This window comes from Mycolicibacterium cosmeticum (genome assembly GCF_000613185.1).
In the GTDB taxonomy this organism is placed as follows: domain Bacteria; phylum Actinomycetota; class Actinomycetes; order Mycobacteriales; family Mycobacteriaceae; genus Mycobacterium; species Mycobacterium cosmeticum.
The window spans coordinates 1756281-1781230 of the sequence record NZ_CCBB010000003.1; the positions used below are offsets into that span (position 1 = coordinate 1756281).

General features: G+C 68.6%; 27 protein-coding genes. 15 read left to right on the forward strand and 12 right to left on the reverse strand.

What is annotated here, in order from left to right:
• The first annotated feature begins 1 nt into the window (after position 1).
• Genes dapB through BN977_RS27695 form a run of 3 tightly spaced genes read left to right on the forward strand, consistent with a single transcriptional unit; the run spans position 2 to position 1673 of the window.
• Positions 2-736: a 4-hydroxy-tetrahydrodipicolinate reductase gene (gene dapB / locus BN977_RS27685; RefSeq protein WP_036403101.1), complete on the forward strand. Its 735-nt coding sequence runs from the start codon at positions 2-4 to the stop codon at positions 734-736.
• Positions 736-1224, forward strand: a complete 489-nt coding sequence (locus BN977_RS27690; protein ID WP_036403103.1) for a membrane protein — start codon at positions 736-738, stop codon at positions 1222-1224. The genes dapB and BN977_RS27690 overlap by 1 nt, the downstream gene beginning before the upstream one ends.
• Entirely contained in the window at positions 1221-1673 is a 453-nt protein-coding gene (locus BN977_RS27695; RefSeq protein WP_036403106.1) for a flavodoxin family protein, read from the forward strand. The genes BN977_RS27690 and BN977_RS27695 overlap by 4 nt, the downstream gene beginning before the upstream one ends.
• Here the strand turns inward: BN977_RS27695 and BN977_RS27700 are convergent.
• Genes BN977_RS27700 through BN977_RS27710 form a run of 3 tightly spaced genes read right to left on the reverse strand, consistent with a single transcriptional unit; the run spans position 1655 to position 5158 of the window.
• Positions 1655-2560: an NAD-dependent epimerase/dehydratase family protein gene (locus tag BN977_RS27700; protein WP_036403109.1), complete on the reverse strand. Its 906-nt coding sequence runs from the start codon at positions 2558-2560 to the stop codon at positions 1655-1657. The genes BN977_RS27695 and BN977_RS27700 overlap by 19 nt on opposite strands.
• Positions 2560-3744, reverse strand: coding sequence for a cytochrome P450 (locus tag BN977_RS27705; protein WP_036403111.1), 1185 nt, complete (start codon positions 3742-3744; stop codon positions 2560-2562). Before BN977_RS27705 ends, BN977_RS27700 begins: the two co-directional genes overlap by 1 nt.
• Positions 3731-5158, reverse strand: coding sequence for an ABC1 kinase family protein (locus BN977_RS27710; protein WP_036403114.1), 1428 nt, complete (start codon positions 5156-5158; stop codon positions 3731-3733). The genes BN977_RS27705 and BN977_RS27710 overlap by 14 nt, the downstream gene beginning before the upstream one ends.
• A gap of 103 nt (positions 5159-5261) precedes the next feature.
• Here BN977_RS27710 and BN977_RS27715 point away from each other — a divergent pair, with 103 nt between their 5' ends.
• Both BN977_RS27715 and BN977_RS27720 read left to right on the forward strand, forming a co-directional pair.
• Complete coding sequence (locus tag BN977_RS27715; protein WP_084172776.1) at positions 5262-5822, forward strand: TetR/AcrR family transcriptional regulator; 561 nt, start codon at positions 5262-5264, stop codon at positions 5820-5822.
• A 22-nt stretch (positions 5823-5844) separates the two neighbouring features.
• Complete coding sequence (locus tag BN977_RS27720; protein WP_036403118.1) at positions 5845-6303, forward strand: hypothetical protein; 459 nt, start codon at positions 5845-5847, stop codon at positions 6301-6303.
• A 4-nt stretch (positions 6304-6307) separates the two neighbouring features.
• Here BN977_RS27720 and BN977_RS27725 read toward each other — a convergent pair whose 3' ends face one another.
• Positions 6308-7225, reverse strand: a complete 918-nt coding sequence (locus BN977_RS27725) for an HpcH/HpaI aldolase/citrate lyase family protein (protein WP_036403120.1) — start codon at positions 7223-7225, stop codon at positions 6308-6310.
• 33 nt (positions 7226-7258) lie between these two features.
• Entirely contained in the window at positions 7259-8008 is a 750-nt protein-coding gene (locus BN977_RS27730; RefSeq protein ID WP_036403123.1) for a dienelactone hydrolase family protein, read from the reverse strand.
• Between the two features lie 42 nt (positions 8009-8050).
• On the opposite strand from BN977_RS27730, the gene BN977_RS27735 reads away from it, so the two are divergent.
• The 3 genes from BN977_RS27735 to BN977_RS27745 are packed head-to-tail and all read left to right on the forward strand — an operon-like array spanning position 8051 to position 10567.
• Positions 8051-8851, forward strand: a complete 801-nt coding sequence (locus BN977_RS27735) for a thymidylate synthase (RefSeq protein WP_036404600.1) — start codon at positions 8051-8053, stop codon at positions 8849-8851.
• Between the two features lie 22 nt (positions 8852-8873).
• Entirely contained in the window at positions 8874-9335 is a 462-nt protein-coding gene (locus tag BN977_RS27740; RefSeq protein WP_109790295.1) for a dihydrofolate reductase, read from the forward strand.
• 35 nt (positions 9336-9370) lie between these two features.
• The gene (locus tag BN977_RS27745; RefSeq protein ID WP_036404606.1) at positions 9371-10567 is read left to right on the forward strand and encodes a winged helix-turn-helix domain-containing protein; all 1197 of its coding nucleotides are present in this window, start codon (positions 9371-9373) and stop codon (positions 10565-10567) included.
• Positions 10568-10652: 85 nt separating this feature from the next.
• Here the strand turns inward: BN977_RS27745 and BN977_RS27750 are convergent, their stop codons facing one another.
• Positions 10653-12044: an APC family permease gene (locus BN977_RS27750; RefSeq protein ID WP_036403126.1), complete on the reverse strand. Its 1392-nt coding sequence runs from the start codon at positions 12042-12044 to the stop codon at positions 10653-10655.
• Positions 12045-12070: 26 nt separating this feature from the next.
• Positions 12071-12988, reverse strand: a complete 918-nt coding sequence (locus tag BN977_RS27755) for a proline iminopeptidase-family hydrolase (RefSeq protein WP_036403128.1) — start codon at positions 12986-12988, stop codon at positions 12071-12073.
• Between the two features lie 101 nt (positions 12989-13089).
• Here BN977_RS27755 and BN977_RS27760 point away from each other — a divergent pair, with 101 nt between their 5' ends.
• Positions 13090-13857: a FadR/GntR family transcriptional regulator gene (locus BN977_RS27760; RefSeq protein WP_036403130.1), complete on the forward strand. Its 768-nt coding sequence runs from the start codon at positions 13090-13092 to the stop codon at positions 13855-13857.
• A 64-nt stretch (positions 13858-13921) separates the two neighbouring features.
• A complete protein-coding gene (locus BN977_RS27765) occupies positions 13922-15397 on the forward strand; it encodes an HNH endonuclease signature motif containing protein (RefSeq protein ID WP_036403133.1) in 1476 nt (491 codons plus the stop codon).
• A gap of 14 nt (positions 15398-15411) precedes the next feature.
• Here the strand turns inward: BN977_RS27765 and BN977_RS27770 are convergent, their stop codons facing one another.
• Positions 15412-15990, reverse strand: a complete 579-nt coding sequence (locus BN977_RS27770) for a tRNA-specific adenosine deaminase (RefSeq protein WP_109790296.1) — start codon at positions 15988-15990, stop codon at positions 15412-15414.
• 136 nt (positions 15991-16126) lie between these two features.
• On the opposite strand from BN977_RS27770, the gene dapA reads away from it, so the two are divergent.
• Together dapA and BN977_RS27780 are read left to right on the forward strand one after the other, a co-directional pair.
• Positions 16127-16972 carry a 4-hydroxy-tetrahydrodipicolinate synthase gene (gene dapA, locus BN977_RS27775; RefSeq protein ID WP_234709721.1) on the forward strand — a complete coding sequence of 282 codons (846 nt, stop codon included), beginning with the start codon at positions 16127-16129 and terminating at the stop codon, positions 16970-16972.
• Positions 16972-18648, forward strand: coding sequence for a ribonuclease J (locus BN977_RS27780; protein ID WP_036403141.1), 1677 nt, complete (start codon positions 16972-16974; stop codon positions 18646-18648). The genes dapA and BN977_RS27780 overlap by 1 nt, the downstream gene beginning before the upstream one ends.
• Here the strand turns inward: BN977_RS27780 and BN977_RS27785 are convergent.
• Genes BN977_RS27785 through BN977_RS27795 form a run of 3 tightly spaced genes read right to left on the reverse strand, consistent with a single transcriptional unit; the run spans position 18645 to position 20678 of the window.
• Complete coding sequence (locus tag BN977_RS27785; protein WP_036403143.1) at positions 18645-19526, reverse strand: SAM-dependent methyltransferase; 882 nt, start codon at positions 19524-19526, stop codon at positions 18645-18647. The genes BN977_RS27780 and BN977_RS27785 overlap by 4 nt on opposite strands.
• A 15-nt stretch (positions 19527-19541) precedes the next feature.
• Positions 19542-20360: a mycofactocin-coupled SDR family oxidoreductase gene (locus tag BN977_RS27790; protein ID WP_036403146.1), complete on the reverse strand. Its 819-nt coding sequence runs from the start codon at positions 20358-20360 to the stop codon at positions 19542-19544.
• A 6-nt stretch (positions 20361-20366) separates the two neighbouring features.
• Positions 20367-20678, reverse strand: a complete 312-nt coding sequence (locus tag BN977_RS27795; protein ID WP_036403148.1) for a putative quinol monooxygenase — start codon at positions 20676-20678, stop codon at positions 20367-20369.
• Positions 20679-20826: 148 nt separating this feature from the next.
• On the opposite strand from BN977_RS27795, the gene BN977_RS27800 reads away from it, so the two are divergent.
• The gene (locus BN977_RS27800) at positions 20827-23403 is read left to right on the forward strand and encodes an FtsK/SpoIIIE family DNA translocase (RefSeq protein ID WP_109790297.1); all 2577 of its coding nucleotides are present in this window, start codon (positions 20827-20829) and stop codon (positions 23401-23403) included.
• A gap of 6 nt (positions 23404-23409) precedes the next feature.
• Here BN977_RS27800 and BN977_RS27805 read toward each other — a convergent pair whose 3' ends face one another.
• Positions 23410-23892: an amino-acid N-acetyltransferase gene (locus BN977_RS27805; protein ID WP_024455540.1), complete on the reverse strand. Its 483-nt coding sequence runs from the start codon at positions 23890-23892 to the stop codon at positions 23410-23412.
• Between the two features lie 76 nt (positions 23893-23968).
• Here BN977_RS27805 and pgsA point away from each other — a divergent pair, with 76 nt between their 5' ends.
• A complete protein-coding gene (gene pgsA, locus BN977_RS27810) occupies positions 23969-24562 on the forward strand; it encodes a CDP-diacylglycerol--glycerol-3-phosphate 3-phosphatidyltransferase (RefSeq protein WP_081664603.1) in 594 nt (197 codons plus the stop codon).
• Positions 24563-24602: 40 nt separating this feature from the next.
• On the forward strand, positions 24603-24938 hold the full coding sequence (gene clgR, locus BN977_RS27815) for a transcriptional regulator ClgR (protein WP_024455542.1): 336 nt from the start codon (positions 24603-24605) through the stop codon (positions 24936-24938).
• Positions 24939-24950 lie beyond the last annotated feature (12 nt).

Sequence of the window (24950 nt, forward strand, 5' to 3'; positions counted from 1 at the left end):
CATGCGAGTGGGAGTATTGGGTGCCAAGGGCAAGGTCGGCGCGACCATGGTGGCCGCGGTCCAGGACGCCGCCGACCTGGAACTGTCGGCCGAGGTCGACGCCGGTGACGCCCTGACCACGCTGACCGACACCAACACCGAGGTGGTCATCGACTTCACCCACCCCGATGTGGTGATGGACAATCTGAAGTTCTTGATCGACAACGGTATTCACGCCGTCGTCGGAACCACCGGCTTCACCGACGAGCGCATCGCCCAGGTGCGCGCCTGGCTGGACGCCACACCCGGCGTCTCGGTGCTCATCGCCCCGAACTTCGCCATCGGCGCCGTGCTGACGATGCACTTCGCCAAGCAGGCCGCGCGGCACTTCGAGTCCGTCGAGGTCATCGAACTGCATCACCCGCACAAGGCCGATGCGCCGTCGGGCACCGCCGCGCGCACCGCCAAGCTCATCGCCGAGGCCCGGAAAGGGTTGCCGCCCAACCCCGATGCCACCAGCACCGGACTCGCCGGTGCCCGCGGCGCCGACGTCGACGGCATCCCGGTGCATTCGATCCGGCTGGCCGGGCTGGTCGCCCACCAGGAGGTGCTGTTCGGCACCACCGGTGAGACGCTGACCATCCGGCACGACAGCCTGGATCGCACGTCGTTCGTACCGGGCGTGCTGCTCGGGGTCCGCAAGGTCGCCCAGTTCCCCGGCTTGACCGTCGGCATCGAACCGCTCCTCGATCTCTGATGGCCCACCCGGACAGCCAGGCCGGCCTTCGCAGCCTGCGCATCCAGCTGCTGATCGGCTTCATGTGTGTCGCGATGGTCGTCTACTTCGTGATGCTGGGCCGGATCGCGTTCGCCTTCCTGGCGTCGGGGGAGTGGGCGGCCATCGGGCTGGGTGTCGCGCTGCTGTTGTTGCCGATCGTCGGGGTGTGGGCGCTGGTGAGCACGCTGCGGGCCGGCTTCGCGCATCAGCGGCTGGCCCGGCTGGCCCGGGAGAGCGGCATGGAGCTCGACGTCAGCGCGCTGGCGCGGATGCCGTCCGGCCGGATCGACCGAAGCGCGGCCGACGAACTGTTCGCGACGGTGCGCGACGAACTCGAGGCCGATCGGGACAACTGGGTGCGCTGGTATCGGCTGGCCCGCGCCTACGACTACGCCGGGGACCGCAGCCGCGCGCGCGAGACCATGCGTACGGCCGTCGAGATGGAGCGAGCGGTGCACCGGGCATGAGGCTGCTCGTCGTGCACCACACACCCTCGCCGCACTGCCAGGAGATGTTCGAGGCGGTGCTGGCCGGGGCGACCGACCCGGACATCGAGGGGGTCGAAGTGGTGCGCCGGCCGGCGCTGACGGTGTCGCCGGTGGACATGCTGTCGGCCGACGGCTATCTGCTCGGCAGCCCGGTGAACCTGGGTTATCTCAGTGGCGCGCTCAAGCATGCCTTCGACGAGTCGTACTACCAGATCCTGGATTCCACCCGCGGCCGGCCATTCGGCTTGTGGTTGCACGGCAACGAAGGCACCGAAGGTGCCGAACGCGCCGTCACCGGCATCACCGCCGGGCTGGGCTGGGTGAAAGCGGCCGAGTACGTGGTGGTTTCGGGTAAACCGGGCAAGGCCGATCTGGAGGCGTGCTGGAATCTCGGCGCGACGGTGGCCGCTCAGCTGATGAGCGACTGAGCCATGGCCCGATAACCCTCGCGCACGCTGGGATACCGCGGCGACCACCCGGTGGCCGCCCGGAACCGGGCGTTGCGGACGCGCAGCGAGCGTGTCATCGAGGTGGACCGGTCGCCCAGGAGCAGGGCGGCGCGGCCGGGTCCGTGCAGCCATGGACCGGCGCCGACCGCCGAGGCCATCGCCCGCATGTTGTCGCCGGCGGTGACGGGCTCGTCGTCGACGATGTTGTAGGTGCCGCCGGCACAGTCCAGGGCGGCCACCACGGCGTCGGCCGCGTCGGCGAGCTGGATGGAAGACACGTAGCTCTGCGGCCGGCCAGCCGCGAACCCGATGTGGCGGCGCGCCAAGGACATCAGTTCCTCGCTGTGCGCGGCGCCGGGCCCGTAGAACATCCCGAACCGCAGGATCACCGCACCCGGCCCGAACCGGCGGGCACTGTCCTCGGCGGCATGGTTGCCCTCGGCGATGAAATACCGCTGTGTGGGCCAGCTTTCGTCGATCCACTGGTCACCGCCGTCGCGGTAGATCATCACCACCGACTCCTGGATCACCCGCCCGACGCCGGCGGCAGCCGCGGCGTCGACCACGGCGGCCGATCCGTCCCGCCGGATCCGGTGGCATTGTGTCCACGCCGATTTCAGCAGGAACCGCCGCGTCGACGGCAGCGCGGAGGCCAGGTTCGCCACGGCGTCGTGACCGGTGAAGGCCGCGGTCAGGCCGTCGCGGTCGAACAGTGAGACCCGCACCGGCGTGGCGCCGTGGGCGCGCAGCGCGGCGGCCGTCGCGTCGCTGCGGGCCAGCGCCGACACGGTGTGGCCGGCGGCGATCAGCGCCGGCACCGTGTACGTACCGATGGCGCCGGTCCCACCGGTGACGAAAACCCGCACTAGGTACCGCCGAACACCATCGGCACGGTCAGTGGGCCGCGGATGGCCGGCGTGTCCCGCCAGCTCACCGGGCCGGCCAACGCGGGGCGGCGGGACAGGAGCCTGGGCAGGGCGATGGACAGCTCGAGCTGGGCCAGCGCCGCGCCCAGGCAGTAGTGCGCGCCGTACCCGAACGACAGCGGCGCGGGCGCAACGCGATCCAGCCGGAACCGGCCGGGTTCGTCGAACACCGCGGGGTCGCGATTGGCGGCGGCGACCGCCACGAGCACACTCTGGCCGGCCTCGATGGTGACTCCGTCGAGGTGCTGCCTGCTGGTGGCGGTGCGCACGGTGGACTGCACCGGCGCGTCCAGCCGGATCAGCTCGGCCACCACCGCCGGGTCCGCCGGCTCGATGCGATCGGCGATCCGGGTGCCGTCGGCATCCGGGGTGAGCAGCGTGAGCATGGCCGCGCCGAGCAGATTTGCGGTGGTCTCGTGACCGGCAACGGCGATCAGGATGGCGGTCGTCACCACCTCGTCGAGCGACAGGGTCGGATCCCCGGCGATGAAGCTGAACAGGTCATCACCCGGATGTGCGCGCCGGTCGGCCGCGGTGGGTAGGAACTCCGCCATCAGCGTGGCCGAAGCGGCCGTCCCCGCGGCCATCTCGTCCGGCTCGGCCAGCGTGCCGAGCATCCGGATGATGACGGGGGACACCTCGCGCAGCAGGTGGGCGGCCTCGCTGTCCAGGTCCAGCCAGGCGCTGATGACGGCGATGGGCAGCGGCAGGGCGATCTCGGCCATGAAGTCGAATTCGGTTGCCGCCGGCTGATGTTCGATCAGGCTGTCGGCGATCGACTGCACCCCGGCGCCGAGGTCGGCGACGAAACCGCGGGTGAAGACGTCGCGGACCGATCCGCGCAACCGTCGGTGTACGTCACCGTCGGCGAAAAGCATGGAGGACCGCGCGAATTCGCGGCCGACGACGTCCGCGGACGCCTGCGCCAGAGCGTTGGCGAACGGGTCGCTGGTCCAGCCGGTTCCCCCGAGTACCTGGCGGGCCGCGTCATACCCCAGCACCAGCCAGGCCTGGGCGGTGTCGTCCCACACCACGTTGCCGTGCCGGCGCCGGCTCTCGTAGAACGGGTACGGATCGGCGGCGTCCCAGGGCAGCCGGGCGGAACGAATCTCAGCGCTGGTCATGGTGATCCAATCCGAACGGCAGGCCGCGTTCCCGGACCCAGGCGATGTGCCGGCGGCCCAGGTCGCTGGTGGGTTCGGCCAATCCGTCCATGTCGTCGACGGAGTCGCGGGCGTTGAACGTGGCGTGCAGCGTGGTGAAGATCGCGTTCATCGAGAGGTTGAGCCGGGAGAAGAAGACGAAATCCGGCGGCACCGACATCCGCCGCAGCGGATGGTCGGCGGCGCGGACGTCGACCAGGTATTCGATGGCCCGCGCCGACGCCTGCTCGGTGTAGGTGGCCGGTTGCGGACCGATCAGTTCGTGGATGATCCCGGCGTACCAGGCGTGGGCATCCTCGGCGGTCAGGGTGGAATCCTCGGTGAAGAAGCCACTTTCGACCATCGAGGCGCGTAACTCGTCCTTGCGGCCGGTGATCGCCGCTTGCAGCATCGTGACGATCCTCCGGCGGGTGCGTTCGGTGAGCACCTTCACACAGCCGAAGTCGAGGAAGCCGACGGTGCCGTCGGTGCCGAACCGGTAGTTGCCCGGGTGCGGGTCGGCGTGGAACAGGTTGGCGTGCCGGTAGGAACCGGTGATGAACCGGCTGATCACCTCGGCCCAGGTGTTCTTCAGGTCCTGCGTCGCGTCTTGTGCTGCGGCCCAGTCCAACCCGTCCAGGTAGGTCATGGTCAGCACGCGGTCGCCGGAGGCCTCGGCGATGACGTCGGGCACGCGGATGAACGGGTGTCCGCGGTACAGGTCGGCGAATGCCGTGATGTGGGCGGCCTCCTGCCGATAGTCGAGTTCCTCGGAGATGCGCGCCGAGATCTCGGCGGCGGCCTCGCCGATGTCGGGCAGGGCCGCGCCCAGCGTGCCGGCCGCGCCGGCGGCGAACCGGAACACGGTGGACAGCAGTTCGGTGTTGGACAGATCGTCGCGGATCGCCCGCGCCACCCCCGGGTACTGGATCTTCACCGCGACCCGACGGCCGTCGTGCAGCACCGCGCGGTGTACCTGCCCGATGGAGGCCGCCGCCATGGGTTCGCTGTCGAACTCGGCGAACAGTTCGCCGGCAGGGCGCCCGAGTTCGGTTTCCAGAACACGATGGGCCAGAGCGGAATCCATCGGCGGCGCATCGGCCTGCAGGCGGGTCAGTGCCTTCTGATACGGCGAGAGTTCGCCGGCGCCGATGGCCGCGGCGTCCACCATCGACATCAACTGGCCGGCCTTCATCAGGACGCCCTTGGAGTGGCCGAGCAACTCGACGTATCGCTCGGCGGTGCGTTCGTGGAAACGCTCGACGGCGCCGGCGTCACCCGCCTTCTCCCGTAATGCTGCCACCACGCGTCCGCCCGCGGCGCGGGCGGTGAACCCCGCCACCGGCATCGTGCGACGCACACGTCCGTGCGGGACCGCGCGCTCGCTGCCCGACATCGGGCCTCCTCGGGTTATAGTGATGTCCTACCGAATATATGTACTCACTTATGGACGGTCAAGGGTGCAGGTTTCGACGAAGGAACGACTGGTCAACGAGGCCATGCGGCTGTTCGGCGCGCAGGGCTACCGGGCCACCAGCATCAATCAGATCGAGAAGGCCGCGGGCCTGGTGCCCGGCTGCGGGGCGCTGTACAACCACTTCAAATCCAAGGAAGCCCTGCTCGCCGCGGGGATCGACCGCCAGCTGGACCGGCGCCGCGCCATGCGCGACATCAGCGCCCTGTTCGCCGGACAGGGGGAGTTGCGCACCGAGCTGACTCTGCTGTGCCGCTATCTGCTCAGCGTGCTGGACCGGGAGGCCGAGTTCCTCCGGGTCGCCGCACGTACCCCGGCCACCGAATCACCCCGCGTCCAGGACGCCTATGCCGCCCTGGTCGACGGCCTGTACACCGAACTCACCGACTGGGTCAGCGCATGTGCACCCGATCTGGGTAAGCCGGCCGCGCGTCGCATCGCCACGTTCGGGGTCAACGCCCTGCTGGGCAAGCGCATGACCCGCATCGTGTTCGACGTGCCCGCCGTGGACACCCCCGATGAGGACTATGTCGACGAGTGGACGACCATGCTGGCCGACCGGATCGAGTCCCTGCGTCAAAACTGACGCGGGCGGTAGGCTCCCCGCTATGCCAGGGATCGCTGAACTCGCACTGGGGGCCGCACCGATCGCCGGCGGCGCGCTGCTCGGTATCGCGGCGGGAACCTTCAAGGGCCCGGATGTCCGCGCCTCGATCAAAGCGGACATGGAACTGCTGCAAGGCATTCCGGAAGAGGATGTGGAACGCCGTGCCGCGCTGCAGCGCTCCATCGACACCCGCATCGACGATATCGTCGCCGCGGTGGAGAAGAACCGCGAGATCCGCGCGATCGCGGCCTCCTACACCGGCAACTGGCGCGACATCGTGGTGTTCGTCTGCGCGGTGCTGTTCACCATCGTGTGGTGGAACGTCAGCCACAGCCGCAGCAACTGGCTGGTGATGTTCGTCGTACTGATCCTGCTGTCCATCCTCGCGGCGGTCTACGCCGCGCGCGGGATCATCCGGGCGGTGGCCACGTACGCGCACTCCCGCCGGCGATCTCGGTAGTGGCTCAGTAGTGGAACGTGTCCGACGGCGCCGGCACGTGATCCGGATCGTCGCCGAAGTCGGACTCGTGGATGCCGTAAGCCTTCGCCAGGTCCAGGATCTTGTTGGCGCGCGCGATGCGCGGCAGGTCCGAGCCGTTGCGGATCTCCCCGCCGTCGCGCTGGAACTCCGCGAAAAACTCACGCGCCCAGCTGATCTCCTCCTGTGAGGGGGAGAGACCTTCGTTCACGGTGGGGCATTGCTCGGGGGTCAGGCAGATCTTGCCGGTCATCCCGAACTCCGCGGACACCGCGGTCGCCTCGCTGAGCTTGCGGGCGCTCGACCCGACGGTAGGTCCGTCGATGGCGCTGGGTAGCTGCGCGGCTTTGGCGGCGATGGTGAACCGGGACCGGGCGTAAGCCAGGGTGGCCGGGTTGTCACCGAAGCCGGTGTCGCGGCGGAAGTCGCCGATACCGAAGGCCAGCCGGAAGGTGCCCTTGGCCGACGCGATCTCGGTGATGCGTTCCAGCCCGCGGGCCGTCTCCACCAGCGCGACGATCGGCACGTCCGGCAGGCGGCGGGCCGTCTCGGTGACGTGGTCGACGCCTTCGACCATGGCGAGCATCACCCCACCCACGCCGGTGTTGCTCAGCATCTCCAGGTCATCGGCCCACCACGGGGTGCCGAACCCGTTGATCCGGACCCAATCGGTGTTGCCGTCGGCCAGCCAGCGCACCACGTTCTCGCGGGCGTCCACCTTGTCCTTTGGTGCGACGGCATCCTCGATATCGAGGATCACGATGTCCGCGCGGGACCGGGCGGCCGGTGCGAAACGGTCGTACTGGGCGCCGTTGACCAGCAGCCAGCTGCGCGCGAGTACCGGGTCGATGCGAAATCCGGGTTCGCTGGGATCGGGCTGGAAGGTGCTGGGCTGGTCGTACACGCAGTCAATCGTCGCTTACCGGCTCGGCCGGGGTCAGGCCGGGGCCAGCGCGGCGCCGAACACCCGCTCGGTGGCCTCCCAATGCCGCTGCGCGGCGGCCTCGTCGTACACCGCACGGTGGTCGGGCACCGCGAAACCGTGCGCGGCGGGGTAGAACTCGATGGTGTGCTCGACGGCGGCGCCGGACAGCGCGTCCGCCAGCCGCTTGCCGTCGTCCTCGGTGAAGGAGCCGTCGTTCTCGGCGGCGCCCACATAGACCACGGCCTGGATCTTGTCCGCGAGCAGATGCGGGCTGTCCGGATCGTCGGCGACCGCCAGCCGGCCGCCGTGGAAGGACAGCGCCGCGGCGACCCGGTCGGGCACCCGGGTGGCGACGATGAGCGACGCGCGTCCCCCCATGCAGTAGCCGGTGGTGCCGAACTTGGTGCCGGTCACGTCCGGCCGGGCCTCCAGATAGTCGAAGAACGCCTCGGCGTCGGCGGCGATGATCTCCGGGGTGAGCGTGCCCATCAGCTCGAAGAGTTGCTTGCGCAGTTCCTGGTCGCCGAACACGGTGTTGAGGTCGATCGGTCCCCAGCCCGGGTTGCGGTAGTAGACGTCGGGCACCAGCACGACATAGCCGAAATCGGCCAGCGTGGCCGCCATCTGTTCCATGGTGGGCCGCAGCCCGCCGGCGTCGGGGTACAGGACGACGCCGGGCCAGGGGCCGGTGCCCTCGGGCGTGGCGACGGTGACCGGTGCGGTGCCGTCGGCGGTGGTGATGGTGTCGTGGGTGATCGGCATGGGGTCCGTTTTACTCCTGCGTCCCGGACGTAAGCTATGGGCGTGCCCATCGCCACCCCGTACGAGGATCTGCTGCGTCTGGTGCTGGAGCGTGGCACGCCGAAATCCGACCGGACCGGCACCGGGACCCGCAGCCTGTTCGGGCACCAGATGCGCTATGACCTCACCGCCGGTTTTCCGTTGATCACCACCAAGAAGGTGCACACCAAGTCGATCGTCTACGAGCTGCTGTGGTTCTTGCGCGGCGATTCCAACGTGCGCTGGCTGCAGGAGCGCGGTGTCACGATCTGGGACGAATGGGCTTCCGAGACAGGCGATCTGGGCCCGGTGTACGGCGTGCAGTGGCGGTCCTGGCCGACCCCGTCGGGTGAGCACATCGACCAGATCAGCGCCGCGCTGGAGTTGCTCAAGCGCGACCCCGACAGCCGCCGCAACATCGTCTCGGCCTGGAACGTCGGCGAGATCCCGCAGATGGCGCTGCCGCCGTGCCATGCGTTCTTCCAGTTCTACGTGGCCGACGGCCGGCTGAGCTGCCAGCTGTACCAGCGCAGCGCCGACCTGTTCCTCGGGGTGCCGTTCAACATCGCCAGCTACGCGCTGCTGACCCACATGATGGCGGCCCAGGCCGGCCTGGGCGTGGGGGAGTTCGTCTGGACCGGCGGGGACTGCCACATCTACGACAACCATGTCGAACAGGTCACCCTGCAGCTTTCGCGCGACCCGCGACCGTATCCGGAACTTGTTCTGGCCCAGCGTGATTCGATCTTCGACTACACCTACGAGGATATCGAGATCAAGAACTACGATCCGCATCCCGGGATCAAGGCGCCCGTCGCCGTATGAGGACTGCTCGCAGGTCCGAATCATGAGTCTGAGGCTGATCTGGGCGCAGTCGGTGTCCGGGGTGATCGGGCTGGACAACGGCATCCCGTGGCGGCTGCCCGAGGACCAGGCCCGGTTCAAGGAGCTGACCCTGGGCCAGACCGTGATCATGGGCAGGCTCACCTGGGAGTCGCTGCCGGCGAAGGTGCGCCCCCTGCCCGGCCGTCGCAACGTGGTGGTGACCCGCGATCCGTCGTACCAGGCCGACGGTGCCGAGGTGGTGGGCGAGCTGCCCACCGACCTGCACGGTTGGGTGATCGGCGGCGCCCAGTTGTACGCGCTGACGCTGCCGCTGGCCGACCGCTGCGAGGTCACCGAGATCGACGTCGACGTCGACGGTGATGCCTTCGCGCCCACCCTCGACGATTCCTGGTCGGTGACCCGCGGGGACTGGCTGACCGGTGGTTCGGGGCTGCGCTACCGGTTCTGTTCGTACCACCGCTGAGCGTTGTTGTCGGTGCCATGCGCAACGATGGCCGGGTGCCTTCTCTGACCGTCGCTCAGGCCCGTCGCATCGCCGTCGCCGCGCAGGGTTTCCACGACAGCCGGCCGGCGGGCGCGGTGACGCGTGCACACCTCAAGCGGCTGATCTCCCGGATCCAGGTGCTGCAGCTGGATTCGGTGTCGGTCGCGGTGCGCGCGCACTATGCGCCGGTGTTCAGCCGGCTCGGCGCCTATGACCGGGACGTGCTGGACCGGGCCGCCTGGAGCCACAGCGCGCGGGCGCCGCGCCTGCTGGTCGAGTATTGGGCGCACGAGGCGGCGCTGATGGCCGTCGAGGACTGGCCGCTGCTGCGTTGGCGGATGCGGGAGTACACGCACGGCCGGTGGGGCACCGAGATCGTCCGCAAGAACCAGCGGCTGGCTGAGGACATCATCGCCGCCATCGACGTCTTGGGGCCGTCCACCGCCGGTCAGATCGAGGCGTATCTGGAATCCGAACCGCGGGGCCGCAAGGGCCCCTGGTGGGATCGCAGCGACACCAAGTGGGTGGCCGAGGCGCTGTTCGCGTCGGGCCGGCTCACCACCGCCACCCGGGTCGGCTTCGCGCGGCACTACGACCTGACCGAGAAGGTGCTGCCACCGCACGTGCTGGCCCGCGAGGTCGACGACGAGCAGGCGTTGCGTGAACTGATCCTGCGGGCGGCCGGGGCGCTCGGGGTGGCGACCGAGCCCGATCTGCGGGACTACTTCCGGCTGAGTCCCAAGCAGAGCAAGCCCACGGTGGCGGCGCTGGTCGAGGAGGGCTCGCTGGAAGCCGTCGACATCGACGGGACGCCCGCCTATCTGCGGGCCGGGGTGCGAATCCCGCGGGTGAACCGGGGTACGGCCCTGCTGTGCCCGTTCGACCCGCTGATCTTCTTCCGGCCGCGGGTGGAGCGCCTGTTCAACTTCCGGTACCGCATCGAGATCTACGTGCCCGCGCCCAAACGCCAATTCGGTTACTACGTATGGCCGTTCCTGCTCGACGGTGATTTGGTCGGCCGGGTCGACCTGAAACGCACCGAGGGGGCGCTGCACGTGGTGGGCGCGTTCGCCGAGGACGGCCAGGACCGATCCCGGGTGGCCGGTGCCCTGGCGTCCGAGTTGCAGTCGATGGCCTCGTGGTTGGGCGTCGGTGCGGTGACGGTCGGGGAGCGTGGGGATCTGGTGCGCGAGTTGCGGCGCAGGGTCTAGGCACTCGAGTGTGGAAAGCGATATCGCCGGTGATATCGCTTTCCACGGTCAAGCCCAGGCCGAGCGTCGTCGCCGCGTCAGCCTTCTAGCCCTCTACGGGCAACGGCGCCCGACGGCCTCGTATCACGTTGATGCCGAACACGATTGCGCCGATCGCCAACCACACCAGGCCGCCGATCTTGGCCAGCGGGTCGGCGTTGAACAACACGTAACCGATGATCAGCAGCCCCACCAGCGGCACCACCCCGTGCAACAGGTAGTTCTTCGACTTCTTGCGCACCAGGTAGTACCAGGCCACCGAGATGTGCAGCAGGCAGAACCCGAACAGGGCGCCGAAGTTCACCAGGGACGAGATCAACCCGATCTGACCGACGAAGAACAGCACCAGCACCAGGCTGAGCGCGCTCACCACCAGGACGGCCGCGAACGGGACCTTGCGGGAGCTGATGTTGGACAGGAATGCCGGCAGCTGACGGTCGCGGCTCATCGAGAACAGCAGCCGGCTGGTGGCGGCCTGGGCTGCCATCGCGTTGGCGAAACCGACAGCGAGCACGTTGACCACGAAGAAGGCGTTCATCCAGCCGGTGTTGGAGGCCGCCTGCACCAGCAGGAAGAAGGCGTTACCGACCTCGTCGTCGCTGAACGACGCGCGGCCGCCGGCGAGCAGGCTGGCCAGCCAGGTCTGGGTGATGAACAACCCCGCGACCACGAACAGGGCGATGATCATGGCCCGCCCGGCCGGGTTCTTCTTGCCGGTCGACTCCTCGGCCAGCGTGGAGATGCCGTCGAAACCGAGGAAGCTCAAGACCGCGATCGACAGGGCGGCCGCGATCAGGGGCGCGCTGATGGCCTCGGAATTCCAGATCGGGGTGGTGCTCCATCCGACGTTCGGCAGCGACTGCCCGTTGATGGCGCGCACCGCGATGACCACGAACACCACCAGGAACACCAGCTCGAGCGCCAGGAAGATGCGGTTCACGATCTTCAGTGAGCCCACGCCCAACAGATTGATCGCGGTGTTCACGATCACGAAGACAATCGCCCACAGCCAGCGTGGTGTTCCGGGGAACAGGCCGATCATCGACTCGGCGGCGAACACGTAGAGCAGGGTGGGAATCAGCAGGTAGTCCAGCAGAATGGCCCAACCGGCGAAGAAGCCCAGCCCGGGGTGGATGCCGCGGCCCACATAGGCGAACACCGAGCCCGCCAGCGGGAACGACTTGGCCATCTGTGCGTACGCCAGCGCGGTGAACACCATGGCGATCAGCCCGATGAGGTAAACCAGCGGCACCATGCCGGCGGCGCTGTTGTAGACGGTGCCGAAGATCGTCCACGGCGCGATGGGCACCATGAAGACCAGGCCGTATACGACCAAGTCCAGTGTCGAGATGGACCGGTTGAGTTCCTGTTTGTAGCCGAATGATTCGAGACTTCGCTGCCCCTCACCGGTGGTGAGGTGGGTGGAGGTGGTGGCCATGGGTGTCCTGTCAGGTGGTGGTGGGGTCAGACCCGGGCGGCGGCGGCCAGATCGTGGGAACCGAGAAAATCGGCGATGACCGCACGGAACTCGGCGGGCTTCTCCAGATGCGTGCAGTGACTGGTGTCGGGGAAGACGTGACTGCGGACGTCGGCGATGTTGTCGACATAGGGTTGCCATGTCGCGGGCGTGGCCTCGTCGAACTCGCCGGCGACGACGAGCACCGGTGCGATGATTGCCGGCAATCGCTCGATCACCGTCCAGTCGCGCAGGGTGCCGATGACGTGAAACTCGTTGGGCCCGTTCATGGTGTGGTAGACGGTCGGTTCGGCCTCCATCTGTGCCTCGCTGTCGGCGAAGTCCTTGGGCATCGGCTCGACGCGGCACACATGGCGGCGATAGAACTCGGCGGTTGCCGCGAGGTACTCCGGGTCGGTGACGGTGCCGTCAGCCTCGTGGCGTGCCAGGGCGGCCTGGGTGGCCGCGGGCAGCTGTGCGCGCAGTTCGGCCGCGCCCTCGACCCATAGTTGCATCGAGGCGGGGGAGTTGCAGATGGACAGCGACGCCAGCCCGTCGGGGCGGCGCACCGCGATCTCGGCGCCGAGCATGCCGCCCCAGGACTGCCCGAGCACGTGGTAGCGGTCGATGGCCAGCGCGGTGCGGATGGTGTGGAACTCCTCGACGAACAGGTCCGGGGTCCAGAACTCGGCGGGTGCGTCCGGCAGATGGGTGCTGTTGCCGCAGCCGATCTGGTCGTAGTGGATGACGGTGCGGCCGGTCTCGTCGGCGAGTTCGGCGATGTTGGCCACGTAGTTGTGCGCCATCCCGGGACCGCCGTGCAGGACGAACAGGGGCAGCGTGTCGGGGCGCTCGGATTCCGGCGTGGTGATCTGGACCCAGGTCTGGTAATCGCGGAACGGGATGGTGTGCGTCGTGCGGAGCATGAAGGCAGCATGGGCCCGTAATGGTCTCGCTGCAAGACCATTAATCGAGTTTTAACAATCGGCATCGATACTGTGGTCGGGTGCGGGAGAGGGGCAGGGGTATGACACAGCTGATCGGCGCGGGTGTGCCGGGCTTGCTCGACCGTGAGCTCGAACCCAACACCCGGGTCGACGAGATCACCGACCGGCTGGTCACCGCCATTGCCATCGGCGAATATCTGCCCGGGGCGCGGCTGCCCGCCGAGCGCGAACTCGCCGCGGCCCTGCGGGTCGGCCGGATGACGGTCCGCGCGGCGCTGGCCCGGCTGGTCGAACGCGGGCTGGTGGAAACGCGGCGCGGTCGCGGCGGCGGGTCGTACGTGCTGCAGCAGTGGCCGGACTCGTCCACCGAGACCGTCGGCCGGACGCTGACCATGCGAGTGGCCGAACTGCGCGACCGCTGCGATGCCATCTGCCGGATGCACGGTGCGGTGTGCCGGGCCGCGGCCGAATCCCGCACGCCCGCCGACATCACGCGGCTGCGGTCCGCTCTGGAGGATTACCGCCGAGCCGACAGCGGGCTCGCCGCTCAGCAGGCGGACAGCGCCCTACACCTGGCCATCATGGAGGCCGCGCACAACGCCGTGCTCACCCAGGTGCTGCTCGACCTGGAGGCCTCGGTGAGCATCGGTGCACCCGCCCACCTGTGGGGCGAGCCGGCGACGATGCGCGAGATGGAACTGCGTGCCCTCGACGAGCACGAGACCCTGGTCGACGCCATCGCCGACGGGCGCGCCGACGATGCCGACGCATTGGCCCGCGCGCACGTCGCCATCGACTTCGAGCACATCTCCGCCGCCATGCGACGGGCGGGTGTGCTCAGCGACTGAACAATGCCCCTCGGCGCAGATTTTCGTGCGCGGCGTGTCATACCCGGGTGGCATAATCGAACACGTGTTCGACGTGAATCCGGCGCAGCTCAGTGATGAGGCGTTGATTTCTGCGTTGACGGCGGCGACGCGGGCTGAGGCCAGGGCGGCGGCGTGGCGGTTGGTGTTGGTGGGTGAGGTGACCGCCCGCCAGTGTGAGGACGAGGATGACGAGTTCGCTCATCAGGTGATCGATGGGTGGGCGTGGGCCAAGGCTCAGGTGGGTGCGGCGTGCAATCTGAACCCGTATGCGGCGTCCAAGCAGATGGGGATCGCGGTGGCGTTGCGGGATCGGTTGCCGCGTACGGCGGCGTTGTTTGCGGCCGGGGCGGTGTCGGCGGCGGTGATCGATGCGATCACTTGGCGTACGCGGTTGGTCGAGGATGGCGATGCGTTGGCGTTGATCGATGCCGCGATCGCTGGGGAGGCTCCCGGGTATGGGTTGCGGTCGGAGTCGGGGCTGATCACGGCGGTCGATGTGTGGGTGGAGAAGTTCGATCCGGCGGCGGTGCTGCGGTCCAAGGCGGCGGCCTCGGATATCTATGTGGAGTTCGACGATAAGGACGACCCGAACGGGGTGGCGTCGTTTTGGGGTCGGTTGCGGGTGACCGATAAGCAGGCGTTGCAGCGGCGCCTGGATGCTTTGGCGGCCACGGTGTGCGCCAATGATCCGCGTACGGTGCGCCAGCGCCGCGCCGATGCGCTGGCCACGTTGGGGGTGGTGGGCCCGCAGTTGGAGCGGTTGACCTGTTTGTGCGGGGATCCGGGGTGTGTGGGCAGCGGTAAGGATCCGCGGGCCACAGCGGTGACCATTCATGTGGTGACCGATCACGTCCCGGTGACCGGCGAACAAGCAAACGAGGCCGAGACGGTCGCGGTGGCCCCGGCCGAGGTGCGCCCGCCGGCCGGGCCGGGGGTGCTGCTCGACGGCGCGGTGATCCCGGCGGCGATGCTGGCTGATCTGGTGGCCACCGGGGCGACGGTGAAACCGGTGGCCGATCCCGCCGATCTGGTGGGTGAGCCGCGTCATAATCCGTCGGAGAAGTTGACGGCGGTGGTGCGGGCGCGGCACCTGATGTGTGCGTTCCCGGGTTGCGGCCGGGCCGCTGACCGCTGCGATGTGGACCATGTGGTTGCGTGGCCGGCGGGGGCGACGCATCCGGGCAATCTGCAGCCGCTGTGCCGTGAACATCATCTGCTCAAGACGTTCTGCGGCTGGACCCCGCAGCTGGCACCGGACGGGACGGTCACCTGGACCGCGCCGACCGGGCACACCTACGTCAAGGTCGCCGGCGCGTCGCTGCTGTTCGGCGGCGCGATCACGCCTACCGAGGTCCCGCCGGCGCGGCCGATCACCCGGGCCGCCGGCAATGCCGATCGCGGGCGGATGATGCCGAGGCGGTCACGCACCCGCGCGCAAGAGTGCGCGCAACGCATCAAAGCCGAACGCGCCCGCAACGCAGCAGAACTCGCCGACAGCGGCAGCGACCCGCCCTTCTGACTGGTCCGGTCCGCTCAGCTCAGCGGAATATCGTTGCCGCCCTTGGACTCCTGGTACTGCACCGACAGCACCGCGTACCGGTCGGCGATGAGCTGGCGCCTGGCCAGCAGCTCGGTGCGCAGCGGCTCGTCCTCGTCGTCGATCAGATCCGGGATCGAGTACGCCGTCCAGAACGCATTGGAGCGCCGGTAACCGCCGGGCTCCAGGCCGAACACCTCTTTGAGGATCTTCAGGTCGTGCGGGATGGCGAATTCGTCGCGGGAATCCTCGTGACTGAAGAAGTAGTAGAAGTTGTCGAAGCCGGCCCAGGTGATCGCCGACATGCACATGGTGCACGGTTCGTGGGTCGACAGGAACAGCAGCTCGCTGGTCGGCGGATGCCCCGGCAGCTCGTAGAACTGCTTGAGCGTGTGCACCTCACCGTGCCACAGGGGATTGACCGTCTCGGCGTTGGTGCCGGCCACCACCAGCGACAGATCCGATTTGTGCACGATCGCCGCGCCGAACACCTTGTTCCCGGTGGCGACGCCCCGTTCGGTGAGCGGCAGGATGTCGGCGTCGATGACGGACAGCAGCCGCCCCACAAGTGTCATGGCCGACCCTAACGTCCGATGCGGCACCCCGCAGCTCGCCCGCGCTACTGAACCGCGAGATCGAACGGGTAATCTTGCCCGCGTGACCACCACCGGAATCGACGTCAGCGCACGCCTGGGCACCGTGCTGACTGCCATGGTGACGCCGTTCGGCCCGGACGGCTCGCTTGATCTGGGTGGTGCGAAGAAGGTAGCCAAGCATCTCGTCGACTCCGGGTGTGACGGCCTGGTGATCTCCGGAACCACCGGCGAGTCGCCGACCACCACCGACGACGAGAAGATCGCGTTGCTGGAGGCCGTGCTGGACGAGGTCGGGGACCGGGCGCGGATCATCGCCGGCGCCGGCACCTACGACACCGCCCACAGCGTGCACCTGGCCAAGGCCAGCGCCGCGGCCGGCGCGCACGGTCTGCTCGTCGTGACCCCGTACTACTCACGGCCCACCCAGCGCGGGCTGGTGGCCCACTTCACCGCCGTCGCCGACGCCACCGACCTGCCGGTCGTGCTCTACGACATCCCGCCGCGCTCGGTGGTCCCCATCGAATGGGACACCATCCGCACCCTGTCGGCGCACCCGAACATCGTCGCGGTCAAGGACGCCAAGGGTGACCTGCACGGTGGCGGGCAGATCATCGCGGACACCGGCATCGCCTACTACTCCGGCGACGACGCGCTGAACCTGCCCTGGCTGGCGATGGGCGCCGTCGGATTCATCAGCGTCTGGGGCCATGTCGCCGCCGCCCACCTGCGAGAAATGTTGTCGGCCTTCAACTCCGGCGATATCGCCACCGCGCGCAAGATCAACGCCGGGCTCGGCCCGCTGAGTGCGGCGCAGTCCCGGCTGGGCGGGGTGACCATGTCGAAGGAAGGGCTGCGGCTGCTGGGCATCGACGCCGGTGACCCGCGTCTGCCGCAGGTGCCCGCCGACGCCGCCGAGATCGAGCAGCTGGCCGCCGACCTGCGCGCCGCCGGCGTCTTGTGATGTCGGCTGACCTCGCTCCGCCCGGCCCGCTGGCCCCTGGCGCACTGCGGGTCACCGCGCTCGGCGGTATCAGCGAAATCGGCCGCAACATGACCGTTTTCGAGCACCTCGGCCGGCTGCTGATCATCGATTGCGGGGTGCTGTTCCCCGGTCACGACGAGCCGGGCGTCGACCTGATCCTGCCCGACCTGCGGCACATCGAACACCGCCTCGACGATATCGAGGCCCTGGTGCTCACCCACGCGCACGAGGACCACATCGGCGCGATCCCGCACCTGCTCAAACTGCGCGCCGACATCCCGGTGGTGGGATCGCGGTTCACCCTGGCGCTGGTGGCCGAGAAGTGCCGCGAACACCGCATCAAGCCGAAGTTCGTGCAGGTCGCCGAGGGGCAGCGCAGCACCCACGGCGTGTTCGAATGCCAGTACTTCGCGGTGAACCATTCCATCCCGGACGCCCTGGCGATCGCCGTGCACACCGGTGCGGGCACCGTGCTGCACACCGGCGACATCAAGCTGGACCAGCTCCCGCCGGACGGCAGGCCCACCGACCTGCCCGGCATGTCGCGGCTCGGCGACGCCGGGGTGGACCTGTTCCTCTGTGACTCGACCAATTCCGAGCACCCGGGGGTGAGTCCGTCCGAGAGCGAGGTCGGTCCGACCCTGCACCGGCTGATCCGCGGCGCCGAGGGCCGGGTGATCGTGGCGTGCTTCGCCTCCAACGTCGACCGCGTGCAGCAGATCATCGACGCCGCGGTGGCGCTGGGGCGCAAGGTGTCCTTCGTCGGCCGGTCCATGGTCCGCAACATGGGCATCGCCAAAGAGCTCGGCTTCCTGCGGGTCAACGACGACGACGTGCTCGACATCGCCGCGGCGGAGATGATGCCGGCCGACCGGGTGGTGCTGATCACCACGGGCACCCAGGGTGAGCCGATGGCGGCGCTGTCCCGGATGTCGCGCGGTGAGCACCGCAGCATCACGTTGACCGACGGGGATCTCATCATCCTGTCCTCCTCGCTGATCCCCGGCAACGAGGAGGCGGTGTTCGGCGTCATCGACGAGCTGTCCAAGATCGGTGCCCGCGTCGTCACCAATGCCCAAGCGCGCGTACATGTTTCGGGTCATGCCTACGCCGGTGAGCTGCTGTTCCTGTACAACGGGGTGCGGCCGCGCAATGTCATGCCGGTGCACGGCACCTGGCGGCACCTGCGTGCGAACGCCGCGCTGGCCGTGCGCACCGGGGTGCCGCCGGAGAACATCATGCTCGCCGAGAACGGGGTGAGCGTCGACCTGGTCAACGGGGTCGCGTCCATCGCGGGTGCGGTGCCCGTCGGCAAGATGTTCGTCGACGGGCTGATCACCGGTGATGTCGGCGAATCCACGCTCGGTGAAAGGCTCACGCTGTCTTCGGGATTCGTGGCCGTCACCGTCGTGGTGCGACGCGGCACGGGCAAGCCGGCCGGCCCCGCGCATCTGCATTCCCGGGGCTTCTCCGAGGATCCGAAGGCGCTGGAACCGGTCGCCATCAAGGTCGAGGCGGAGCTGGAACGCCTTGCCGCAGAACAGGTCACCGACACCGCCCGGATCGCTCAGGCGGTGCGGCGCACCGTGGGCAAGTGGGTGGGGGAGACCTACCGGCGGCAGCCGATGATCGTGCCGACGGTCATCGAGATCTAGTCACGCACGCGCTCGGCCACGGCGGACCATTCGATGGGCGACGCGGACAACGCGCGCCCGGTGGGCCGGATGTAGGTGTCGCGGTAGTAACTCGGGCCGGCCTGCTCCAGCAGCCGCCACCCGTAGCCGGTCAGCACCTCCTCGACCCGTTCCGGGACGAAACCCGACTTCCACACCTGCCGGCGCTGGCGGAAACGCCGGTACAGCGACCGCGAGCCGTACAGGTTGGTACCGTCGATGAAGTCCTGACGCACATAGGTGAAGATCAGCCGGCTGCCGGGCGCGACGGCACGCAATTGTTGGAAGGTGGCGTGCAGCGCCGCGGGCGTGAGGTACTGGGTGACCCCCTCCCAGATGAACAGGGTGCGGCCGGTGTCGCGGAACCCGTTGTCCGCCAAGGCGGTCATCACATCGTCGCGCTCGAAGTCGACGCTGACCAGGCGTACCGACGCCGGCACCGCACCGAGGACGCGTTGTACCGTCGCGGTTTTGCGGTCGATGTTGACCTGCTGGTCCACCTCGTAGACCGGCAGGTCGCTGTACCGCGCGATGCGGTAGGGCCGGGTGTCCAAGCCGGAACCGAGGATGACGATGGCGTCGAACTCGGTCACCGGATCGGAAACCCGTTCGTCGATATAGCGTTTCCGGCACACGATGCCCGTCCACATGCCCGGCGCCGACCGGTCGGAGGCGGCCAGCAGCGCGCGGCGCAGCGGCCCGACACTCGTCAGCCGCACGACCGTGCGCAACCCGCCGGGCAGGAACGCCGCGGCCAGGTCGTCGTCGACCAGGCGGCGCTGCGGCGGTTCGTGATGCTCGATGGCCGACAGCACCATCGGTCCGAAAGCCGTCTGTGCCTCCGGATTCGCTGCCCCCATCGGTCCCCCTCACGCCTAGCGTTTGTTCACGTACCCCGCATCCACCGGCAACGCCACCCCGGTGACGTACCGCGCCGCATCGGACACCAACCAGTACACCGCATTGGCGATGTCTTCGGGTTCCAGTGTCTGCACCGGCAGCGCGTTGGTCATATCGGGGCCACGGAAGTCCTGCTGTGCCATGCCGTCCAGCCAGGACCGGGTGAACTCGTTGTCGATCATCGGCGTGTTCACCCCGGCGGGGTGCACCGAGTTGACCCGGATGTTGAACTGCGCCAGGAAGTTGGCGTACACCCGCATCAGGCCCACGATGCCGTGCTTGGCGGCGGCGTAGCCCACCGACCCGCCGATCGGCGAGCCCAGGCCCACCAGCCCGGCCACCGAACTGGTCAGCACCATGGCGCCGCCGTTGCCGAACTTGATCATCGGCTTCATCGCGACGTCGACGGTGTGGTAGACGCCGGTGAGGTTCACGTCGAGCACGTCCTGCCAGGCGTGCTCGTCGGCCATCGGCGCGATGCCGGCGTTGGCGACCACGATGTCGAGCCGGTCACCGAGGGCCTCGGTACCCGCCCGCAGTGCCGTCTTGAGCGCGTCCCGGTCCCGGACATCGGCCGCTACGGCGACGATCCGCTGTCCGGTGTCCTCGACCAGCTTCACCGTGGCCGCCAGGTCGTCGGGGGTGGCCAGCGGGTAGGGCACCGATGCGATCTGGTCGCACAGGTCGACGGCGATGATGTCGGCACCTTCGGCCGCCAGTTTCAGCGCGTGCGCACGGCCCTGGCCGCGCGCCGCTCCGGTGATGAAGGCGACCTTGCCGGTCAGGGATCCCACGGACTGCTACCGCAGCTTGCCCTTGGCGGGGTCACCGGCGACCACCGGGGACAGCATCTTGATGTCGGGTGCGCCGTCGAGGTGCTCGCCGATGGTGCCGAACAGGGCCCCGATCGCCGGTGCGGTGCCGTGCGTCTTGAGCGCCTCCTCGTCGGCCCACTGCTCGACGAAGACGAAGGTGCCGTCGGCCTCGTGCAGCGAGTACAGCTCGCAGCCCGGCTCGGAATGCACGGCCTCGATGGCGGTCTTGCAGGCGTCCCGGACCAGGTCGACGGACTCGGGCTTGGCGGTCAGCGTGGCGACGACGACAACGGGCATGGGCGGGCGGCTCCTCGGTAAATGTGACCGGACAGGTGTCTAGCCTACCTACCTTTGGTGGCGCAGGTCACGGCCCACCGATTGCAACCTTTCTGTGACCTGTGTGGCTGATGGTAAGGATGGGGCTCTTGCGACTAGGCTTGGACCCATGGCCAACAAGACCGCAGCCAGGTCCACGACCCGTTCGACCAGGTCGAAGGCCGGTTCGGCGAGCTCCACCCGCGGTCGTGCCAAGCCGGCGCGGCCCGCCGCACCGCGCAAAAAGCCGGCCAAGCCCGCCCCGCGCCGGACGTCGTCGCCACTGGCCGGCGCCGGCGCGGCCGTCGGGCGTGGCACCCGCGCGGGCTGGATGATGCTGGCCAAGGGCGCCGGTTCCACCGCCCGCTCGGTGGGGCGCGCCCGCGAACTGGAGCCGGGACACCGCCGCGACGGCATCGCCCTGGCATTGCTCGGTGCCGCCGTGATCGTGGCGGCCAGCTCCTGGTTCGACGCGGCCCGGCCGGTCGGTGGCTGGGTGGACTTCGCCGTCCGCGCGGTGATCGGTGCAGCGGTGGTGTTGGTGCCGCTGATCCTCGGTGTCGTCGCCGTGGTGCTGATGCGCACCGAGCCCGACCTGGACGCCCGCCCCCGGCTGATCCTCGGCTCGGCGATGATCGCGCTGCCCGTGCTGGGCCTCTGGCACATCTGGTCGGGCGCCCCGCAGGACCCCGCCGCACGCAGGCAGGCCGCCGGCTTCGTCGGCTTCGCCATCGGCGGACCGCTGTCCGACGGTCTCACCGTGTGGATCGCCACCCCGCTGCTGGTGATTGGCGTGCTGTTCGGCCTGCTGCTGGTGACCGGCACGACCATCCGCGAACTGCCTGACACCTTGCGGGACATGTTCCGCACCAGGGCCTTCGACGATGATTACGACGACGACGAGTACTACGACGACGACGATGCGGCGCCGGCCGACGACCTCGCCGACGACTTCTCGGATGGCTACTACGACGACCCCGCCACCTACGGCGAAGGCGACGTGCAGACCTGGCCCACCGCCGAGCTGCCCCGCCCCGCCGGCACGCCGATGGACAACTACCCGCTCCCGGAACCCATTGAGGCCGAAACGCTGCCCGAGCCGCGCGCCATCGAAGCGCCGAAACCGGCCCGCAAGAAGCCCGAAGCGCCGAAGAAGAAGCCGGACGACACCCTGGTGCTCGACCGCGTCGTCGAGGGCCCCTACGTCCTGCCGTCGATGGACCTGCTGGTGGCCGGCGAGCCGCCCAAGAAACTCACCGTGGCCAACCAGCACATGACCGACGCGATCACCTCGGTGCTGCAGCAGTTCAAGGTCGACGCCGCCGTCACCGGCTGCACCCGCGGCCCGACCGTCACCCGCTACGAGGTCGAACTCGGCCCGGGTGTGAAGGTCGAGAAGATCACCGCGCTGCACCGCAATATCGCCTACGCGGTGGCCACCGAGAGCGTCCGCATGCTGGCCCCCATCCCGGGCAAGTCGGCCGTGGGCATCGAGGTGCCCAACACCGATCGCGAGATGGTGCGCCTGGCCGACGTCCTGACCGCGCCCAGCACCCGTCGGGACCACCACCCGCTGGTGATCGGCCTGGGCAAGGACATCGAGGGCGATTTCATCTCGTGCAACCTGGCCAAGATGCCGCACCTGCTGGTGGCCGGTTCGACCGGTTCCGGTAAGTCCAGCTTCGTCAACTCCATGCTGGTGTCGCTGCTCGCGCGCGCCACGCCGGAGGAGGTCAGGATGATCCTGATCGACCCGAAGATGGTGGAACTGACCCCGTACGAGGGCATCCCGCACCTGATCACCCCGATCATCACCGAGCCGAAGAAGGCCGCGGCCGCGCTGGCCTGGCTCGTCGAGGAGATGGAACAGCGCTACCAGGACATGCAGGCCTCGCGCGTGCGGCACATCGACGTCTTCAACGAGAAGGTGCGGTCCGGCGAGATCAGCGCGCCGCTGGGCAGCGAACGGGTCTACAAGCCCTACCCCTACATCCTGGCGATCGTGGACGAGCTCGCCGACCTGATGATGACCGCGCCGCGCGATGTCGAAGAGGCCATCGTGCGGATCACCCAGAAGGCCCGCGCCGCCGGGATCCACCTGGTGCTGGCCACCCAACGGCCGTCCGTCGACGTCGTCACCGGTCTGATCAAGACCAACGTGCCGTCGCGGCTGGCGTTCGCCACCTCGTCGCTGACCGACTCGCGCGTGATCCTGGACCAGCCGGGTGCCGAGAAGCTGATCGGCATGGGTGACGGCCTGTTCCTGCCGATGGGCGCGAACAAGCCCACCCGCATGCAGGGGGCGTTCATCACCGACGAGGAGATCCACGCCGTCGTCGAGGCCACCAAGTCCCAGGCCGAGCCCGAGTTCGTCGAGGGCGTCACCAAGGTCAAGCCCAGCGGCGGTGACCGTGGCGATGTCGACCCCGACATCGGCGACGACATGGACGTCTTCCTGCAGGCCGTCGAGCTGGTGGTGTCATCGCAATTCGGCTCCACCTCGATGCTGCAGCGCAAGCTGCGGGTGGGTTTCGCCAAGGCCGGGCGGTTGATGGACCTGATGGAGACCCGCAACATCGTCGGGCCGTCCGAGGGATCCAAGGCGCGCGAGGTGCTGGTCAAGCCCGACGAGCTGGCCGGCACGCTGGCGCTGATCCGCGGGGGCGCCGACGCCAACGGGGCCGACGCCGACGACGACGAGTTCTAGCGCGTTCTAGAGGGTGAGCAGCATCCGGGTGTTGCCCAGGATGTTGGGCTTCACGTAGGACAGGTCGAGGAATTCCGCCACGCCGGTGTCGTACGAGCGGCACATCTCCTCGTACACCTCGGCGGTCACCGGGGTGCCCTCGATCTCGGTGAACCCGTGCCGGCCGAAGAACTCGGTCTCGAAGGTCAGCACGAAGATGCGCTGCAGGTGGAGTTCACGCGCCACGTCCAGCAGTTGGGCCACCACCCGGTGTCCGACGCCCTTGCCGCGCACCTTGGGATGCACGGCCACCGTGCGCACCTCGCCCAGGTCGGCCCACAGCACGTGCAGGGCGCCGCAGCCCACGATCTCGCCGTCGAGCTCGCCCACCCAGAACTCCTGGACCGCCTCGTACAGGTTGACCAGGTTCTTCTCCAGCAGGATCTTGCCCGCGTAGATGTCGACGAGCGCCTTGATGGCGGGCACGTCCGAGGTGCGAGCCCTGCGCACAATCAGGGGATCGACCGGCTGAGCAGGCGCCTCATTCACAGCAGCGAGAGTATCGGCATCCGCAACCGATATCCTGATGCCCGTGCCGGGCCAACCAGATACAGATCCCACGGTGCCCCGCGCGTCCGTCGCCAACGTCGCCAACCTGCTCACCGGCATACGCCTGGTGCTGGTCCCGGTGTTCGTCTACGCGCTGTTCATCGGTGACGGACATGAAACAGTGTGGCGCACAGTCGCATTCGTGATCTTCGCGGTGGCGGTCATCACCGACCACTTCGACGGCGCGCTGGCCCGCAGCTACGGCATGGTCACCGAATTCGGCAAGCTGGCCGATCCGATCGCCGACAAACTGCTCATCGGCGCGGCCCTGATCGGGCTGTCGGCGCTCGGCGACCTGCCCTGGTGGATCACCGTTGTCATCCTGGTCCGGGAGATCGGCGTCACGGTGCTGCGGCTGGCGGTGCTGCGTCACGGGGTCATCCCGGCCAGCCGCGGCGGCAAGCTCAAGACCTTGGTGCAGGCGATCGCCATCGGCCTGCTGATCCTGCCGCTGTCGGGGGTGTGGCTGACCACCGCGATGGCCATCATGTGGCTGGCCGTGGTGCTCACCGTGGTGACCGGCGTCGACTACGTGGTGTCGGCGGTCAAGGATTCCCGGATGCGTTCCTGATCTCGGGAACCGACGGCGCACCGGTCGCGTTGACCCAGGTATGACCAACACATTGCTGCGCGAGGTTATCGGCGACGTGCTGCGGCACGCGCGGACCACCCAGGGCCGGACGCTGCGTGACGTGTCCGACTCCGCCCGGGTCAGCCTGGGCTACCTGTCCGAGGTGGAGCGCGGCCGCAAGGAGCCGTCCAGCGAGCTGCTCGCCTCGATCTGCGACGCCCTGGACGTCCCGCTGTCGCGGGTGCTGACCGACGCCGGCGAGCAGATGGCCCGTCAGGAGGCCGGCGCGGCCAACGCCATGGGCCGGATCGACGTGACCACCAAGGTCGTCATTCCACAGGTTGCGGCCCAGGTTCCGTCGATGGCGGTGGCCTGACGTGCGTGTGAA

Bases quoted from the DNA above. Each gene is read 5' to 3' on its own strand.
- BN977_RS27760 (WP_036403130.1), top strand. From the start codon at position 13,090: ATGACACAGCTGATCGGCGCGGGTGTGCCGGGCTTGCTCGACCGTGAG.
- BN977_RS27695 (WP_036403106.1), top strand. From the start codon at position 1,221: ATGAGGCTGCTCGTCGTGCACCACACACCCTCGCCGCACTGCCAGGAG.
- BN977_RS27730 (WP_036403123.1), bottom strand. From the start codon at position 8,008: ATGCCGATCACCCACGACACCATCACCACCGCCGACGGCACCGCACCG.
- dapA (WP_234709721.1), top strand. From the start codon at position 16,127: ATGGTGACGCCGTTCGGCCCGGACGGCTCGCTTGATCTGGGTGGTGCG.
- BN977_RS27785 (WP_036403143.1), bottom strand. From the start codon at position 19,526: ATGGGGGCAGCGAATCCGGAGGCACAGACGGCTTTCGGACCGATGGTG.
- BN977_RS27715 (WP_084172776.1), top strand. From the start codon at position 5,262: ATGCGGCTGTTCGGCGCGCAGGGCTACCGGGCCACCAGCATCAATCAG.
- BN977_RS27770 (WP_109790296.1), bottom strand. From the start codon at position 15,990: ATGACACTTGTGGGGCGGCTGCTGTCCGTCATCGACGCCGACATCCTG.
- clgR (WP_024455542.1), top strand. From the start codon at position 24,603: ATGACCAACACATTGCTGCGCGAGGTTATCGGCGACGTGCTGCGGCAC.
- dapB (WP_036403101.1), top strand. From the start codon at position 2: ATGCGAGTGGGAGTATTGGGTGCCAAGGGCAAGGTCGGCGCGACCATG.
- BN977_RS27740 (WP_109790295.1), top strand. From the start codon at position 8,874: ATGAGTCTGAGGCTGATCTGGGCGCAGTCGGTGTCCGGGGTGATCGGG.
- BN977_RS27800 (WP_109790297.1), top strand. From the start codon at position 20,827: ATGGCCAACAAGACCGCAGCCAGGTCCACGACCCGTTCGACCAGGTCG.
- BN977_RS27705 (WP_036403111.1), bottom strand. From the start codon at position 3,744: ATGACCAGCGCTGAGATTCGTTCCGCCCGGCTGCCCTGGGACGCCGCC.
- BN977_RS27710 (WP_036403114.1), bottom strand. From the start codon at position 5,158: ATGTCGGGCAGCGAGCGCGCGGTCCCGCACGGACGTGTGCGTCGCACG.
- BN977_RS27750 (WP_036403126.1), bottom strand. From the start codon at position 12,044: ATGGCCACCACCTCCACCCACCTCACCACCGGTGAGGGGCAGCGAAGT.
- pgsA (WP_081664603.1), top strand. From the start codon at position 23,969: ATGCCCGTGCCGGGCCAACCAGATACAGATCCCACGGTGCCCCGCGCG.
- BN977_RS27720 (WP_036403118.1), top strand. From the start codon at position 5,845: ATGCCAGGGATCGCTGAACTCGCACTGGGGGCCGCACCGATCGCCGGC.
- BN977_RS27755 (WP_036403128.1), bottom strand. From the start codon at position 12,988: ATGCTCCGCACGACGCACACCATCCCGTTCCGCGATTACCAGACCTGG.
- BN977_RS27690 (WP_036403103.1), top strand. From the start codon at position 736: ATGGCCCACCCGGACAGCCAGGCCGGCCTTCGCAGCCTGCGCATCCAG.
- BN977_RS27795 (WP_036403148.1), bottom strand. From the start codon at position 20,678: ATGCCCGTTGTCGTCGTCGCCACGCTGACCGCCAAGCCCGAGTCCGTC.
- BN977_RS27780 (WP_036403141.1), top strand. From the start codon at position 16,972: ATGTCGGCTGACCTCGCTCCGCCCGGCCCGCTGGCCCCTGGCGCACTG.